Origin of the sequence: Dongia sp. (genome assembly GCF_041906375.1) — a bacterium.
Lineage (GTDB): Bacteria > Pseudomonadota > Alphaproteobacteria > Dongiales > Dongiaceae > Dongia.
The window spans coordinates 73,985-89,955 of sequence record NZ_JAYRJJ010000006.1; the positions used below are offsets into that span (position 1 = coordinate 73,985).

Genomic DNA, 15,971 nt, shown 5'->3' on the forward strand with positions numbered 1-15,971 from the left:
TGACTTTATTTTGTAGTTCATTCACCTTTTTGGCAATAAGAAAAGTTGGGCTTCATTGTTGAGGGAGACGGATGATGATCAGTTCCATGGGTCGACAGATGATTTCGCGGCGACGTGCCTTGCAGGCGGGTGGTGCCGCCCTTGCCTCGCTGTCTTTCATGCCGAAGGGTGCGCGCGCAGCAGATGAGCTTAATCTGCTGGTCTGGTGTGACCATACCGGCGCTGCCTTGCTGGATCCCTTTGCCGAGAAACACGGCATCAAGATCAACACCAAGGAATACGACCTGCCGGGTGTTGCCTACAGCATCCTGGAGCAATCGCAACCGGGTGATTGGGATGTCTTCGTGGCGGATACCGGCGATATCATGAGCGCGGTGGCGAAAGGGTATCTTGGCGAACTGCCGGATGCCGAAATGCCCTGGGCCGATATCTTCCCCGAACTGAAGCAGCCGGATTCACACTACAAGGACGGCAAGCTTTACGCCGTGCCGGAGAAGTTCGGCTACAACACGATCGCTTTCAACAACACCAAGGTAACCCAGGAAGAGGCGCGTCAGGCCAAGGTGATGTGGGACCCGAAATTCAGCGGTCGTATCGCCATCTATGACTATTACATCCCGACCATGGAAATGGTGGCGATTGCGCTTGGCATCAAGCCGCAGGAGATCACCAAGATGCATCTCCCGGCCATCAAGGAGAAGCTGGTCGAGATGAAGAAGCTGTCTTCGCTGGTGGGCGACGTACCGACGACACAGAACGCCTTGGTAACAGGGGCCGCCGACATCATCGTCGGCGGGGGCGAGTTCGCGGTAGCCGGCCTCATGGCGGAAAAGCCGGAACTGGATTGGGTCTTGCCCGACGAAGGCGGCGTGCGCTGGTCGCAGTCCATCGGCATCTTCAAGGATTCGACCAAGAAGGATCTGGCGACCGAATTCGTCAAATACATCGTCTCGCCGGAAGGGCAGGGGCGGCTTGCCACGGCGGATTGCTATTGGGCGATGCCGGCCAATTCCAAGGCCAATCTGGACGATGCGCAGAAGAAGCGCCTGCGCTGGGACCAGCAGCCGGAATTCATTGCCAAATCCTATCCGTATTTCTTCGGCGATGCGGAGCTTGATGCGGCGATGCAGGAAGTCTGGACGGAAGTGCTCGGTGCCTAAACTGAAACTGCCTGGATTGAAGAGCTGGGGCCTTGCCCCGGCTCTCGTCTGGACGCTTCTGTTCTTCATTCTGCCGCTCATCGCCATGCTGGTGATGAGTTTTTCGGCGCGGATCGAGGGCAAGATCGAGCTTGTCTGGACGCTCGACAATTACCGGGCGTTCCTGACACGGGCCGACGGCACGTTTGTGGGTGCGCTGTGGAACTCGATCGAGGTGACGGTACTTACCACGATCATCTCGGTGCTGGTGGCCTATCCGCTCGCCTATATCCTTGCCTATCGGATCCCCAAGAACTGGCAGCGTTTCGCGCTGGTGCTGACGGTTCTGCCGTTCTGGACCTCCTATGTCGTGCGGTCCTACAGCTGGCTGCTGGTCCTTTCGGAGAACGGCATCATCAATCAATTCCTGCTGTGGTCTGGCATTCTTGATACGCCGGTCGGCATGGGTAATAGCCGCTTTGCGACGGTGCTGGGCTTTGTGCATTTCTTCGCCATGCTGCTGACGCTGACGATCTACGCCAATCTGGTGCAGATCAAGGAGAGCTACCGGAAGGCCGCGGCCGATCTCGGCGCCAATGGCTGGCAGGCCTTCTGGCATGTCACCTTGCCGCTAAGTCTGCCTGGCGTCAGCGTCGGGGCGTTTCTCACCTTCGTGTTGGCGATCGGCGACTACATCACGCCGCAGATTCTCGGCGGATCGAAGGAGATGCTGCTGCCACAGGCCGTGATGCTGCAGATCGGGCGACAGGCGGATTTCCCGCTGGCTTCGGCCCTCTCCATGATCCTCATGCTGGTGATCACGGCAGCGTTTCTGGTCTTTGCCAAGCGCCTCAAGATGGAGCGGGTCTGATGCGCATGCTTGGCCGCTTTGCGCCCTGGGCCTATCTCGGCCTGATGCTGCTCTTCATCTTCCTGCCTGTGCTGGTGCTGATCCAGTTCTCGTTCCAGAACGGCATGGCGCCGGTACCGCCCTTCGATGGCCCGAGCCTCAAATGGTGGACCAAGGTACTGGCCAACCGCAAGATCACGGATGGGCTGACGAACTCATTGCTGGTGGGGCTCGGCTCCGCTTTCGTCGCCACGGTGCTGGGGTTCCTGGCGGCCTATGCCATGGCACGGCAGAAGCGGCGTCTTTCCGGTTTCTACCAGTTTCTGCTGATGGCGCCGATCACGGTGTCCTATCTCATCATCGGCATGGGGCTGCAGATCACGTTCAACTATCTGGGCATCGGCAAGTCGCTCTGGGCGGTCGGCATCGGCCATGTAGTGATCAATCTGCCGCTGACCTTCGCGATCCTCTATGCGCAGCTCGGCGAGCATCAGGCCAATATCGAACGCGCTGCTTATGATCTCGGTGCCAAGGATTGGCAGGTGGTGCTGGAAATCACCGTGCCGATGCTATGGCCGGGGCTGCTCGCCGCATTCTTCATTGCGGCGACGCTGTCCTGGGACGAGTTCGTCATCGCGTTCCTGGTGAGCCGGTTCGACGTCACTTTGCCGGTCGTCATCTGGAGCATGCTGAAATCGGGCCTGTCGCCGGAACTCAATGCGACCGGCACCTTGGTCTTCATCATTTCCATTCTTGCCGTCGGCGTGGTCGAATTCCTGCTGTGGCGTTCAAGGAAGAGCCATGCCTAAGAATATCGGATCGGATCGCGTCGAACTGCGGCAGGTGAGCAAGGTCTATGAAGGCCTCACCGTCGTCGAGCCCCTGGATCTTACTATGGCAGCGGGTGAGTTCGTCGTGCTGTTGGGGCCATCGGGCAGCGGCAAGACGACCCTGCTCAACATGATCGGCGGCTTTGCCAATCCGACGGCTGGTCAGGTTCTGATCGATGGCGAGGATGTGACCGAGCTGCCGCCGGCCAAGCGCCCGACGGCGACGGTGTTCCAGGATTACGCGCTATTTCCGCATATGAGCCTTTCCGCCAATGTTGCCTTCGGCCTGCGCATGCGCAAGGTGCCGAAGGCCGAACGTCTGGCGAAAGCGGCCGAGATGCTGAAGCTTGTGGGTCTCGAAGGTTTCGGCGATCGCGGTGTGCACCAGCTTTCCGGCGGCCAGCGCCAACGTGTGGCGCTGGCGCGTGCGATGGCGGTGGAACCGAAGGTGTTGCTGCTCGATGAGCCCTTGGGGGCGCTTGATCTTGCTCTGCGCCGACAGATGCAGGAAGAACTGGTGCGGCTGCAGCGCCGCTCCGGCGCCACCTTTGTCCATGTCACGCATGACCAGGAAGAAGCGATGTCGATTGCTGACCGCATTGTCGTGGTCAACAAGGGGCGCATCGAGGATATGGGGCCGCCATCGCGGGTCTATTTACGGCCGGCGAGCTTGTTTGCCGCAAAATTCATGGGCGAGAGCAATGTGCTGGGCGGTCGCGTGGTCAGCGCCCATTCGGGCGAGGTGAAGATCGAGACGGCCTTGGGTCCCGTCGTCGCCCAGGGCGAAAGCCCGGTCGGCGCCGCCGTTCACATCGCTTTGCGCCCGGAGCAATTGCTGCTGAGTCAGCAGCTGAATTCGATCAGTCTGGGGCAAGGAACAGTCGAGGAACTGTCTTTCCAGGGCGCCCATTGCCGCTGCCACTGCAAGGTGGCCGGCCAGGACCTCATCCTCAGGGCGCCGGTTTCGGCGGGCTTGACCGCTGGCCAGGAAGTGAGCCTTTATGCAGCGCGCACGGATGTCGTGCTGTTGCAGCGGTAGGTAAAATGCTTACGGGAATCAATGAGTTCGGTCGCTTGAAGCGGGTCGCCATGCGTCGGCCAGCGGATGCTTTTGTCGATGACGCAAAAATCGACAAGGAATGGAAGAATCTCAACTACCACACCCGGCCGGATTTCAAGAAGGCGGTGGCCGAGCATCAGCGCTTTGCCGAGATCATCAAGAGTGTCGGCGCCGAGATTCTTTATCTGCCCTCGGACAAGAAGCTAACCATGGACAGCCTCTATGTCCGTGACGCGGCTGCCGTGTGCCCCAAGGGCGTGATCCTTGCCAATATGGGCAAGAAGCAGCGCGAGGGCGAGCCGGGCGTTCATGGGCATTTCTTCGAGGAAGCGGATATTCCGGTCCTCGGCAGCATTGCCGGACAAGGGAAGCTCGAGGGCGGCGATCTGATCTGGCTCGACGAAAAGACGGTGGCCGTCGGGCGTACCTATCGCACCAACGATGCCGGTATTCGCCAATTCAAAAACCTGGTCGGGCCGGATGTGCATGTCGAAATCGCGGTGATGCCGCATTACAAGGGGCCGACCGACGTCTTTCACCTGATGTCGGTGATCTCCCCCTTGGACAAGGATTTGCAGCTGGTCTATTCGCCGCTGATGCCGATCCCCTTCCGCGAATGGCTCTTGTCGCGCGGCCAGACCCTGGTCGAAGTACCGGACAGCGAATTCGCCAGCATGGGCTGCAATGTGCTGGCCATCGCCCCCCGGGAAGTGGTCATGGTGAAGGGGAATCCGGAGACCAAGACGCGCATGGAAGCCGCCGGCTGCAAGGTCCATGTCATTGATGCGGATGCCATTTCCGTCCCGGGCGAAGGGGGCCCTACTTGCCTGACCCGACCGCTCGAGCGGCAATAGGCTTTCGATATGTCATCCACCGGACCGGAAATGAGTATTCCGGCCCGGTTGGATGAGAAAATGACGCCATCGCGACATTGACGGCGGCGCGAAATCGACAAAAATCGGTCGCCGGCAGGCAGATGGGCGGTCTGAATCGGACCTAGTCTCTGCCATCGCGTTCCCGGGACCTTTCGCATGGGGACTGAGAGCGCCGGTTAAACGTCTTGATCCATAGGGGAATCTGCATGTCGAAAAAGGTCGGCAGCGATATCGAAATCGCCCGCGAAGCCAAAATGAAGCCGATCCGCGAGGTCGCGGCGAAACTGGGGATCAAGGAAGAGCATCTGCTGCCCTTCGGCCATACCAAGGCCAAGATCTCGATGGACTACATCAAGTCGCTGAAGGGCCAGAAGGACGGCAAGCTGATCCTGGTCACGGCGATCAACCCGACTCCAGCCGGCGAAGGCAAGACGACCACCACGGTGGGTCTGGGTGACGGCCTCAACCGCATCGGCAAGAAGGCGATCATCTGCTTGCGCGAGCCGAGCCTCGGGCCGTGCTTCGGTGTGAAGGGTGGTGCCGCCGGCGGCGGTTATGCCCAGGTCGTGCCGATGGAAGACATCAATCTGCATTTCACCGGCGATTTCCACGCCATCGGTTCGGCGCACAACCTGCTTTCGGCCCTCATCGACAACCATATCTATTGGGGCAATGAGCTGGGCTTCGACAGCCGCCGTGTCACCTGGCGTCGCGTCATGGACATGAACGACCGCGCGCTCCGCCAGATCACCAATTCGCTGGGCGGCATTTCAAACGGCTTCCCGCGTGAAGATGGCTTCGACATCACCGTCGCCTCGGAAGTCATGGCGATCTTCTGCCTGTCGACCGATCTTGCCGACCTTACCAAGCGCCTCGGTAACATCATTGTCGGCTACACCCGCGACAAGAAGCCGATCTATGCCCGTGACCTTAAGGCCGACGGCGCCATGACCGTGCTGTTGAAGGACGCGATTGCACCGAACATCGTGCAGACCCTGGAAAACAACCCGGCCTTCATCCATGGCGGCCCGTTCGCCAACATCGCCCATGGCTGCAACTCGGTCATCGCCACGACGACCGCGCTGAAGCTGGCTGACTATGTGGTGACGGAGGCCGGTTTCGGCGCCGATCTCGGCGCCGAGAAGTTCTTCGACATCAAATGCCGCAAGGCCGGCCTGAAGCCCGCCGCAGCCGTGATCGTGGCCACGGTCCGCGCGCTGAAAATGCATGGCGGCGTTGCCAAGGAAGACCTCGGCAAGGAGAATGTGGCCGCGGTGAAAAAAGGCGGCGAGAACCTGGCCCGTCATATTGAGAATGTGAAGAAGTTCGGTGTGCCTGCCATTGTTGCCATCAACCGCTTCGTGGCCGATACCGATGCCGAACTGGATGCCGTGCGCCAGCTTTGCGCGGAGCTTGGTTCGGAGGCCATCGAATGCAACCACTGGGCCCTCGGCTCGGAAGGCACCGAGAAGCTCGCCCATGCCGTGGTGAAGCTTGCGGATGGCGGCAGCAACTTCAAGCCGCTCTATCCGGACGATATGTCGCTGTGGGATAAGACCCGCACGATCGCCCAGAGCCTCTATGGCGCCCAGGGCATCATCGCCGACAAGGCGGTGCGCGATCGTTTTGCCGAATTCGAGAAGATGGGGTTTGGCCACTATCCGATCTGCATGGCCAAGACCCAGTACAGCTTCTCGACCGACCCGAACCTCAAGGGCGCGCCGTCGAACCATGTTGTGCCGATCCGCGAGATTCGTCTCTCTGCCGGCGCCGAGTTCATCGTCGTCGTCTGCGGCGAAATCATGACCATGCCGGGCCTGCCGCGCGTGCCGTCGGCCAACCACATCCGGTTGAACGACAAGGGCGAAGTGGAAGGCTTGTTCTAAGACTGGTCTTCAGCACCAAAAACAGACGGGCCGGAACGCAAGTTCCGGCCCGTTTCGTTTGCGGTTCAATTTATGTGCGATCTGTCGCAGTGCTGTAGCTCTACCGTCCGACGCGGCGGCGGTCGTTGACCATACCAAAGGGAACCGCCCCGCGGCGACGCTCCTCTGAGATCATTTGCCGGTAGGGCAGCGGGTCCAGTTGATGCAACAAAGGGGCCTCGGCCGGCCGCTGTTCGGTCAGGCAGATCTCCTCGACGCAATCGTCGAGCGCACGCCGCCAGTCAGGCAGTTCAAGCTGCAGCAGATGTTGCGTGCGGCTGCAGTCCAGTTCGGTTCGGCGCGCCGGCGCGCCGGTCACGCCGAAGCGATTGGGCGTGATCGGGACCAGTTCGGGCGGTGTCTGATAGGGGCTCGCCTGCCGCAGGGCATGGGAGGCGAATTCAAACCAGGTTGCCGACGGTGCGCCGCTGAAGTGCAGGATGGTGCCGCCGGCAAGGCTGCCGTCCGTGAGCGCCAGCCCGATGCGGCGCATGGCGGCGCAAAGTTCACGCACTGGGGTCGGGCCGGCGATATGGTCATTGGGCACATGTACCCGGCCGCCGCGTCGGCCGAGCGACAGCATCGTCTTGAGCATGTTGTGGCCCTTGGCACCGAACAGCCAGCCGGTGCGCAGGATCGCGAAGTTTCGGCAATGTGCAGCCACTTCCGCTTCGCCAGCGGCCTGGGCCTGGCCAAAGACGCTGATGGCGTCCGGCTCGTCCGTTTCGAGATAGGCCGTGAATTTGTCCCCGGCAAAGACCTGGTCAGAGGAAAGGTGGACCAGGGGGATGCCGAATTCGCCGGCGACCTCGGCCAGATCGCCCACCGACCAATGGCTTCTGGCCTGGGTCAGGATGCGCTGATTTTCGGCACCGTCGGGGGAGGCATAGCCGATCGTATTGATGATCAGGGTCGGCGCCAGGGCGTCGATATTTCGCCGCAGGCGATCGATGTCCAGAATGCCGAGTTCGATTCCGGTCAGCATGCGGGCTTCGTAGCCAGCGGGCCAGATCATCTCTTCCAGTTCCTGGGCGAGAACCGCATTGCGGCCGGCGATCAGGATGAGTTTACGGTCTTGCATCGGTCGGCTCCATGGCGCGGTCGGGAGCGAATGATTCGATTTGGGCAGAATAACACCGAGTGCAGTTTGACGATACCCGTGCACAGAAATATTACAGTTAAATCAATGGGATAAACGGAAAATTTGAGGGAAATCCAAGATAAGCATCGCTCGGCGGGAATTCCCGCTCGAGCAACAAAAAAGCCGCCGGGGCAATGCCGCCGGCGGCTTTGTTCTGAAAGCTAAAACAGCTTAGGGATTGGGTGCACGCGCGCCGATGCAGGCCGCGTTGTAATCATTGTGACGCAGTTCGACATGGCGCCAGTAATCATTGGTCGGGGCGCTGCCGCCGGCTTCTGCGAGTTCCACGTAGTCGCCGCCGAGGAGGCTGGCAACGGCCGGGTCAACTGCAACAGTCGGGCTGTTCTTGTAAACCTCGGCAGCCGTGGCAGCTTCGGCACCGGCCAGCGTCGCCATAGCGGTCTCTGCAGAGCCGCAAAGGCCCGAAACCTGCTGATGCATTTCGTATTGCGGTTCCACGGCGCAGGCCGTCAGGGCGAGGGCGCCCAGAACGGGCAACAAAATCTTCATCATGCGACTACCCCTTTTAAGTGATCCTTGGTCCCGGACAACAACCCACGCGCAGGCGCGCAAGCCCCCGATTCCGGCTTAACCTCTCAACTGCGGATAAAATCATAATAATGCGTTAACCGCAAGAGTCGAGGTGACCCGGGCATGCCCGGGTTGGCACTGCCAACCAATTGGGGGCTAACGGCATTTTCTCTCAGAAAACGAGATGCTTGGCCTGCTGGACCTGGGCCAAATCCTGCACCTGTTTCAGGAGAGGTGCGGGAATCGGCCCGTCGATCTCAACCAATGCGATTGCATCCTTCCCCGGCGCCGACCGGCCAAGGGCAAAGGTGGCGATATTGATACCGTTATCGCCCAACAGCGTCCCCAATCTGCCGATGAAGCCAGGCTTGTCGTCATTGGTGACGTAAAGCATGTGGGGCCCCAACTCGGCGTCGATCTTGATGCCCTTGATCTCGACGACCCGCGGGCGCTGATCGGCGAAAAGCGTTCCCGCGATGGAGCGCTGCCACCGTTCGGATTCGACCGTGAGGCGGATAAGGGTGTGATAGTCGCCTTCGCGGTCATGCTTGACCTCGGTAAGGTCGATGTTGCGTTCCTTGGCCACCAGCGGCGCATTTACCATGTTGACGCTGTCGGAGAGCTGCGGCTTCAGGAGGCCCTGCAGGATGAGGGCGGTGAGGGGGCGGGTGTTGAGGGCCGCGACCTGGCCTTCGTATTCGACGGTCACTTTCCGGATGCCGGTCTCCGTCGCTTGTCCGGCGAAGGCGCCGAGCTGGTCGGCAAGCTTCATGTAGGGCTTGAGCCTGGGAGCTTCTTCGACCGTCACCGACGGCATGTTGAGGGCGTTGGTGACGGCGCCATGAAGGAGAAAGTCCGACATCTGCTCCGCCACCTGGATGGCGACATTGAGCTGTGCCTCTGTCGAAGAGGCACCCAGATGCGGCGTGCAGACGACATTGGGATGACCGAACAGGATGTTCTCTGTCGCGGGCTCGGTCGGGAAGACGTCAAGGGCTGCTCCCGCCACCTGGCCGCTGTCGAGGGCGGCCTTGAGATCCTCCTCGACGATCAGCCCGCCGCGGGCGCAGTTGACGATGCGGACACCCGGTTTGCACTTCGCGAGTGCCGCCTTGTCGATGAGATTGCGCGTCTGGTCGGTCAAGGGCGTGTGCAGGCTGATGAAATCAGCCCGGGCCAGCAGCGTGTCGAGATCGACCTTTTCGACGCCGAGATCGATGGCCCGTTCCGGAGACAGGAACGGGTCGTAGGCGATCACCTTCATTTTCAGCCCTTGCGCCCGGTCGGCGACAATCGAGCCGATATTGCCGCAGCCGACGAGGCCCAGCGTCTTGGCGTAAAGCTCGACGCCGACGAAGCGGGATTTCTCCCATTTGCCGGCATGGGTCGAGCTGTTGGCTTCCGGGATGTGGCGCGCCAAGGCCATCATCATCGCCACGGAATGCTCAGCCGTGGTGATGTTGTTGCCGAAGGGCGTGTTCATCACGCAAATACCACGCGCGGTCGCTGCCTTGACGTCGATATTGTCGACGCCGATGCCGGCGCGGCCGACCACTTTGAGGTTCTTGGCGGCGGCGAGAACGTCGGCGGTGACTTTGCTGGCCGAGCGCAGCGCCAAGCCATCGAACTGACCGATGATCTCTGCCAGTTCCTTCGGCTTCATGCCGGTCTTTTCAACCACCTCAATGCCGCGCTCCTTGAAGATCTGGACGGCGGCGGGTGACAATTCATCGGAGATCAGGACTTTGGGCATGATCAGGCTTCCTTGGCGAGCGGGGTCGCGTTCTGTTTGACGCCATTGTTTTTTACTTGCGTATAGGCCCAGTCGAGCCAGGGCAATAAGGCTTCAACGTCGCTGCGCTCGACGGTGGCGCCGCACCAGATGCGCAGGCCCGGCGGTGCGTCGCGATAGGCGCCGATATCGAGGGCGACGCCTTCCTTTTCCAACAGACCGACAATGTCCTTGGCGATCGCCTGCTGACCGTCCTTGTCGTGGGCGGTGAACCAGCTGTCGGTGATCTTGAGGCAGACGCTGGTGCAGGACCGTGCGGCGGCGTCCTGCGCCAGGAAGCCGGCCCAATCGGACTTTGCGACCCAATCGGCGATCGCCTGGGCATTGGCTTGGCTGCGGGCAATCAGGCCCGGCAATCCGCCGATATCTTCGGCCCAGGCCAGCGCATCGAGTTGGTCGTCGACGCAAAGCATGGACGGCGTATTGATAGTCTCACCCTTGAAGATGCCTTCGATCAGCTTGCCGCCCTTGGTAAGGCGGAAGATCTTAGGCAACGGCCAGGCCGGCTTGTACGATTGCAGGCGCGCGACGGCCTTGGGCGACAGGGCCAGCATGCCGTGCCCGCCTTCACCGCCCAGCACTTTCTGCCAGGACCAGGTGACCACATCGAGCTTCTGCCAGGGCAACTCCATGGCGAAGACGGCAGATGTGGCATCGCAGATGGTGAGGCCGGTCCGATTGTCGGCGATCCAGTCGGCATGCGGCATGCGGACGCCGGATGTCGTGCCGTTCCAGGCAAAGACAATGTCGTCGGCGGGGTCGATGCCGGCGAGATCCGGCAAGGCACCGTAATCGGCGCGTCGGACCTTTGTCGGCAAATGAAGTTCGTTGATGATATCGCCGGCCCATTCCTCGCTGAAGCTCTCGAAGGCGAGGACCGTGATGGGATTGGGGCCAAGCAGTGACCACAGCGCCATCTCGACCGCGCCTGTGTCGGAGGCTGGCACGATACCGAGCCGGTAGTCGGCCGGAATGCCCAGGATGCGCTTCGACCGCTCGATCACGGCGAGGAGCTTGTCCTTGCCGGCCTTCGAACGGTGCGAGCGACCGTGGGTGGCCGTCTTGATGTTCTGATTGTCGAGGAGAGCGGGGGTCCAGCCAGGGCGCTTGGCGCAGGGTCCGGACGAGAATTGCGGCCGAATCGGCCGCTGGAGCGGTTTTGTCATCATGCGTTCCTTCCAGAACGAAGCGCTCCGTTGGGGGAGCGTGGCCCACCGCCGATATCGCCGATATGCCGGGGCGTGTCAAGCACGGGATAAAAAGCGTCGCTTCCTGAACGATTGGAAAGGAAGCCTTGCTACGACCTTCGTGCCCTTTGCCTTTCCGGGGCACCTGAATTAATTTCGGCGGCGATGGTTCATCGCGTTCGGCGCCTTTGGTGCCGGCCGGTGATTAATAGGGAACGCGGTGCAATACCGCGGCTGCCCCCGCAACTGTGAGCGGTGAGCTTCCTGCCAACAATGCCACTGGGATGCCTCGTCATTCCGGGAAGGCCGGCAAGAAGCAGCGAACCGCGAGCCAGGAGACCTGCCATCACCTGTTGAAACTCATGCGACCGGGCGGCGGGCCTGGCAGAGGTGGTCGATGACTCTCGCTACCGATTTATCTTTTGGCGATTTCTCTTTTGACGGCGCCGAACTCAATGCGTCGCTGCTGGCGCTTGACGCCGTGGCACACGAACCTGTGCAGATGAAACTGCTGGCCTGGGTGATGGGCCTGCCGAACGGGCTCGATCCTGCGGTCGCGGCGCGTATGGTGCTAAGCCAGCACGATGCGCGCATTTCGGCACCGCTGATGAAACTGGTCGAAGTGGTCGCGCAATATCCGCGTGAACGGCTGGCGCGTATCGTCGCCGGCAAGCGTCGCCTCGCGCTCAACTGATCATTCGCTAACCGGCGAAATATGCTCTTCGAACCAGCCGGGCGGCCTTGTTAGGTCATCCCGTTTGAACGTCATTCTTTGCGCGCCGTTCATGTCAGGGCGGTCGTCCACCGGACGAGCGCCTAGCCGTCCGAAGAAGCGGATGTTCTGTCCCCAGGCGACCATGGAGACGCTCTCGATATTCTCCATATGCATCATCATAGCCATGTTGACGAACAACGACGAGCCAAGACGGATGTTGCGCAGGTCGGGCGGTACATAGATGACCTGCAGAGCCGGCTCGGCGTCGAGGCCGAGAATGAAGAACGCGATGGGATCCTCGTTCATTCGGCCGACGCCCAGAAGGCTGGATTTATTCCCTTGAAGGGCGGTCAGGGCGTTGCCGAGCACCGTGTTGTCTTCCGGAAACAGCTGGTAACACGACGCGGCAAGCCCGCAGAGTTCGTCGAACTCCTCTTTGCTGGTAACGGGAGATATGGCGAAAGTCTGCGCAACCAAGATGCTCTCCGGTATAGAAGTATACAATATAAATAACCGTAATAGGAGTACGCAAGAAGAAAAAAATGGCGCCGATTTCTCGGCGCCATTTGCCGCGACCTGGCGGAAGAAATTACTTCAGTTTCGCCGCGATCTTCGCCACATGTTCACCCTGGAAGCGGGCCATGCCGAGTTCTTGCTCGGAGGGCTGGCGGCTGCCGTCACCATTGGCGATGGTGCTGGCGCCGTAGGGTGAACCGCCTTTGATCTCATCGACGCCCATTTGCGCGGCGCAGGAGTAGGGCAGGCCGACAATCACCATGCCATGGTGCAGCAGAGTCGTGTGGAAAGAGGTGATGGTGGTTTCCTGGCCGCCATGCTGCGTGGCCGAGGAGGTGAATACGCTGCCGACCTTGCCAATCAAGGCGCCGTTGGCCCAGAGGCCGCCGGTCTGATCGAGGAAGTTGCGCATCTGCGAGGCGGCGACGCCGAAGCGGGTCGGTGCGCCGAAGATGATGGCGTCATATTCCGGCAACTCGTCCACCTTGGCGATCGGGGCCTTCTGGTCGAGCTTGAAGTGGCTGGCCTTGGCGACATCTTCCGGTACCAGTTCCGGCACGCGCTTGACGGTGACGTCGGCGCCGCCCTTGCGGACACCTTCTGCAACGGCTTCCGCCATCTTCTCGATGTGGCCGTAGGTCGAATAATAGAGAACGAGAACTTTGGTCATGAAAGCCTCATGGAAATAAGGGGAAAGCGGGGAGTCGGGGTAGTAAGGTTGATATGTTGGGGGTCCCCGAGCATGGAGACAATGAGGCCGCTTGTGATAAGATCGTTCACTATTGGATGACAATCGGTGAGCGGCATGGATCAACTGACGGCGATGCGCACATTCAGGCGCGTGGTGGAACTGGGGTCGTTCACGGCGGCGGCGCGCGGTCTCAATCTGAGCAAGGCAGCAGTTTCAAAGCAGATCGGTGAACTCGAGGCACATCTGGGGGCGACACTCATTCACCGTACGACCCGCCGGCTATCCGTCACCGAGGTCGGCCACGCCTATTTCGAGCGCGCCATCCGGCTGCTGGATGAATTCGAGGCGGCTGAAGCCGAGGTGCGTCACCTGCAAGCTGAACCAACGGGCTCGCTGCGGCTCAGTGTCCCCAATGCCATCGGTGTGCCGCAGTTGGCGGCAACAATAAACGATCTGGCATCGCGTTATCCGAAATTGCGGCTCAGCATCGAAGCCAGCGATCGCTTCGTCGATCTTATTGAAGAAGGCTTTGATGCGGCGATCCGCATCCGTACGGAACTGCCGGATTCCAGCCTGATCGCGCGGCGGCTGTGCACCATTCCGCGCTATGTCTGTGCGGCACCGAGATACTTGAAGAAATTCGGCGAGCCCAAGCGCCCGGAAGATCTCAAGGACCATAATTGCCTGATCTACACGCAATCTCCGGCGCCCAACGATTGGGCCTTCCGCACATCGCAGGGGCGCAAGACCGTGCGCGTGTCCGGATCGATCCAAAGCAATCATGGCATGCTGCTGATGGAGCCGCTGCTCGCCGGCCATGGCATAGCTCTGCTGCCGATTTTTTCGATTGAGGAACCGTTGGCTAAGGGCAAGGTGCGGCGATTGCTTAAGGACTTTCCAACGGACGCCGTTTCGCTGCATGTCGTCTATCCGCAGAACCGGCACCTCTCGCCCAAGGTCCGCGTCTTTGTCGATCTGATGGCGGAGCATTTTGCGGCGCGCGAGCCATGGGCCGCTGCGGAGATCTAGGAAAGGAGGCCGTGCCGGATCCTGATACAATGACAGATAGATGACAGCTGCGGTTGATAAGAAATCGCCAATGTCTGCTGCTCAATAAATCGGAATTTCCGCTCAACCAACAGGACATGCCGCGCTGGACGGATTGGCGGGAAACTGCGAATCTTCAAACAGGCCGGCTCTGCCGATAGGATCGTGATGAAAAAGCGTTTTGTTGGTGCGACCGTCTTTATTGGTGCCGTTGTCGCGGGGGGACTTTTGTGGGCGTCCTCGGCGCAGCATGTCGATGGCGCCAGCCTGCCGGTCCATACGGCCGATCTCGCAAATGGCGAGTTGCTATACCATATCGGCGGGTGCATCTCCTGCCATCACCCGGCCAAGGATAGCGGGGCGGATATGTCCCTGCCGTCGGGCGGCGCGCCATTGGTGACGCCGATCGGCACGCTCTATCCGCCCAACATCACGCCGGATCAGGCGACCGGCATCGGGGCATGGACCGATGCCAATTTTGTTGACGCCGTGCAGCATGGCGTTTCGCCAACCGGCCAGCACTATGTGCCAGGCTTTCCCTACATCTCCTATGGCCGCATGAAGGTCGAAGATGTGCTCGATATTCGGGCCTATCTCATGACGCTGCCGGCGGTGAGTTCGGTGCGGAAGGAAGACGAGATTCCGTTCCCCTGGGTCATCCGGCGCGGCATTGGATTGTGGAAGAAGATGGCGACGATGCCGCCCATCGAAGCGGATGCCAGCCAATCTCCGAGTTGGAACCGCGGTGCCTATCTGGTCAACGGCGCCGGCCACTGTGCCGAATGCCATACGCCGCGCAATGCGCTGATGATGATAAAGGAGGCCGAAGCCTTTGATGGCGGGCCGCATCCGGAAGGCCGCGGCCAGGTGCCGAGCCTGCGGGATCTTATCGGGCGCAAGAAGTACAAGGACGTCGATGATCTCGCCAGCGCTCTCACTGAGGGCGAGGAGGGATTCTATGACGGCCTTGTTAAAGGCGGCATGGCCGAAGTGCAGCAGAACGTCTCGAAGCTGCCGGCCGCCGATATCCATGCCATCGCGGAATATCTCGGCAGCCTGAAATAGCCGCTATCCGGAATGGAAAACGGCAGCTCGTGGACCGGGCTGCCGTTTCCGTATCGTCGATGGATCGGGGGGTTAGTTCGATTTTTCCCGGTATTCCTTGTGGCAGGCACCGCAGGTGCCGCCGACCTTCTCGAACTGCGCACCAACCGTCGCGATGTCGCCACCACCAGCTGCCGAAGCGAGCATCGTCGCTTCGTCCTGCAGGGCCTTCGCCTTGGCGGTGAAATCGTCCCAATGCTGCCAGATTTCGGCCTTCGCCTCGTCATCGGCCGTGTCCGAACCTTGCGGGAAAAGGTCGGGAATCTTGGCGGCAATCTCGGCAATCTTCTGAGCGTGAGGGGCCACATCAGCCGCCGGTCCGCCGGCGGTGACGATCTCCTTGATCGCCTTCATGTTCTTGCCCATTTCCTTCATCGCGTCTTCACGCGGTATCTCCGCAGTCACCTGGGCGACAATTCCCCCCAAAGCGACCGCGAAGGCGGCCGCCCCGATCAGCAATTTCACACGCGTCATTTGGCTTTTCCCTCCGATTTCAGAGTGATGGCTGGTCCGAAACCCGAGTATGCAGAAATGCCGCTGCTGGCGCAGCAGAATGGCGGGGCCTCAC

The 15,971-nt window shown here is 60.6% G+C and carries 16 protein-coding genes and 1 riboswitch; of the genes, 9 read left to right on the plus strand and 7 right to left on the minus strand.

The window, feature by feature from the left end; genetic code table 11:
• The first annotated feature begins 71 nt into the window (after window positions 1-71).
• The 6 genes from ACE3OA_RS17745 (at window position 72) to ACE3OA_RS17770 (ending at window position 6,640) form a co-directional block, all read left to right on the plus strand.
• Window positions 72-1,160, plus strand: a complete 1,089-nt coding sequence (locus tag ACE3OA_RS17745) for a PotD/PotF family extracellular solute-binding protein (RefSeq protein WP_374313193.1) — start codon at window positions 72-74, stop codon at window positions 1,158-1,160.
• On the plus strand, window positions 1,153-2,010 hold the full coding sequence (locus tag ACE3OA_RS17750; RefSeq protein ID WP_374313195.1) for an ABC transporter permease: 858 nt from the start codon (window positions 1,153-1,155) through the stop codon (window positions 2,008-2,010). The genes ACE3OA_RS17745 and ACE3OA_RS17750 overlap by 8 nt, the downstream gene beginning before the upstream one ends.
• Window positions 2,010-2,798 carry an ABC transporter permease gene (locus tag ACE3OA_RS17755; RefSeq protein ID WP_374313197.1) on the plus strand — a complete coding sequence of 263 codons (789 nt, stop codon included), beginning with the start codon at window positions 2,010-2,012 and terminating at the stop codon, window positions 2,796-2,798. The genes ACE3OA_RS17750 and ACE3OA_RS17755 overlap by 1 nt, the downstream gene beginning before the upstream one ends.
• Entirely contained in the window at window positions 2,791-3,858 is a 1,068-nt protein-coding gene (locus tag ACE3OA_RS17760) for an ABC transporter ATP-binding protein (protein ID WP_374313199.1), read from the plus strand. Before ACE3OA_RS17755 ends, ACE3OA_RS17760 begins: the two co-directional genes overlap by 8 nt.
• 5 nt (window positions 3,859-3,863) lie before the next feature.
• Window positions 3,864-4,733, plus strand: a complete 870-nt coding sequence (locus ACE3OA_RS17765) for a dimethylarginine dimethylaminohydrolase family protein (RefSeq protein WP_374313201.1) — start codon at window positions 3,864-3,866, stop codon at window positions 4,731-4,733.
• Between the two features lie 227 nt (window positions 4,734-4,960).
• Window positions 4,961-6,640: a formate--tetrahydrofolate ligase gene (locus ACE3OA_RS17770; RefSeq protein WP_374313203.1), complete on the plus strand. Its 1,680-nt coding sequence runs from the start codon at window positions 4,961-4,963 to the stop codon at window positions 6,638-6,640.
• 100 nt (window positions 6,641-6,740) lie between these two features.
• On the opposite strand, the gene ACE3OA_RS17775 is transcribed toward ACE3OA_RS17770, so the two are convergent.
• The 4 genes from ACE3OA_RS17775 to ACE3OA_RS17790 all read right to left on the minus strand — a co-directional run bounded on the left by ACE3OA_RS17775 (window position 6,741) and on the right by ACE3OA_RS17790 (window position 11,309).
• The gene (locus ACE3OA_RS17775; RefSeq protein WP_374313205.1) at window positions 6,741-7,760 is read right to left on the minus strand and encodes an NAD(P)-dependent oxidoreductase; all 1,020 of its coding nucleotides are present in this window, start codon (window positions 7,758-7,760) and stop codon (window positions 6,741-6,743) included.
• Between the two features lie 231 nt (window positions 7,761-7,991).
• A complete protein-coding gene (locus ACE3OA_RS17780; RefSeq protein WP_374313207.1) occupies window positions 7,992-8,333 on the minus strand; it encodes a hypothetical protein in 342 nt (113 codons plus the stop codon).
• Window positions 8,334-8,523: 190 nt separating this feature from the next.
• A complete protein-coding gene (gene serA, locus ACE3OA_RS17785; RefSeq protein WP_374313209.1) occupies window positions 8,524-10,104 on the minus strand; it encodes a phosphoglycerate dehydrogenase in 1,581 nt (526 codons plus the stop codon).
• A 2-nt stretch (window positions 10,105-10,106) separates the two neighbouring features.
• Entirely contained in the window at window positions 10,107-11,309 is a 1,203-nt protein-coding gene (locus ACE3OA_RS17790) for a phosphoserine transaminase (protein ID WP_374313587.1), read from the minus strand.
• Window positions 11,310-11,479: 170 nt separating this feature from the next.
• Window positions 11,480-11,693: riboswitch (cobalamin riboswitch) on the plus strand.
• Between the two features lie 34 nt (window positions 11,694-11,727).
• Between ACE3OA_RS17790 and ACE3OA_RS17795 the strand changes: the two genes are divergently transcribed.
• The gene (locus ACE3OA_RS17795) at window positions 11,728-12,024 is read left to right on the plus strand and encodes a hypothetical protein (protein WP_374313211.1); all 297 of its coding nucleotides are present in this window, start codon (window positions 11,728-11,730) and stop codon (window positions 12,022-12,024) included.
• On the opposite strand, the gene ACE3OA_RS17800 is transcribed toward ACE3OA_RS17795, so the two are convergent.
• Both ACE3OA_RS17800 and wrbA read right to left on the minus strand, forming a co-directional pair.
• On the minus strand, window positions 12,025-12,522 hold the full coding sequence (locus ACE3OA_RS17800; protein WP_374313213.1) for a hypothetical protein: 498 nt from the start codon (window positions 12,520-12,522) through the stop codon (window positions 12,025-12,027). It lies immediately after the preceding gene.
• 112 nt (window positions 12,523-12,634) lie between these two features.
• Window positions 12,635-13,231, minus strand: a complete 597-nt coding sequence (gene wrbA, locus ACE3OA_RS17805) for an NAD(P)H:quinone oxidoreductase (RefSeq protein ID WP_374313216.1) — start codon at window positions 13,229-13,231, stop codon at window positions 12,635-12,637.
• 135 nt (window positions 13,232-13,366) lie between these two features.
• Here wrbA and ACE3OA_RS17810 point away from each other — a divergent pair, with 135 nt between their 5' ends.
• Together ACE3OA_RS17810 and ACE3OA_RS17815 are read left to right on the plus strand one after the other, a co-directional pair.
• Entirely contained in the window at window positions 13,367-14,281 is a 915-nt protein-coding gene (locus ACE3OA_RS17810) for a LysR family transcriptional regulator (RefSeq protein ID WP_374313589.1), read from the plus strand.
• Between the two features lie 186 nt (window positions 14,282-14,467).
• Window positions 14,468-15,364, plus strand: coding sequence for a cytochrome c (locus ACE3OA_RS17815; protein ID WP_374313218.1), 897 nt, complete (start codon window positions 14,468-14,470; stop codon window positions 15,362-15,364).
• A 72-nt stretch (window positions 15,365-15,436) separates the two neighbouring features.
• Here ACE3OA_RS17815 and ACE3OA_RS17820 read toward each other — a convergent pair whose 3' ends face one another.
• Window positions 15,437-15,877, minus strand: coding sequence for a cytochrome c (locus tag ACE3OA_RS17820; RefSeq protein ID WP_374313220.1), 441 nt, complete (start codon window positions 15,875-15,877; stop codon window positions 15,437-15,439).
• Window positions 15,878-15,971: the final 94 nt, after the last annotated feature.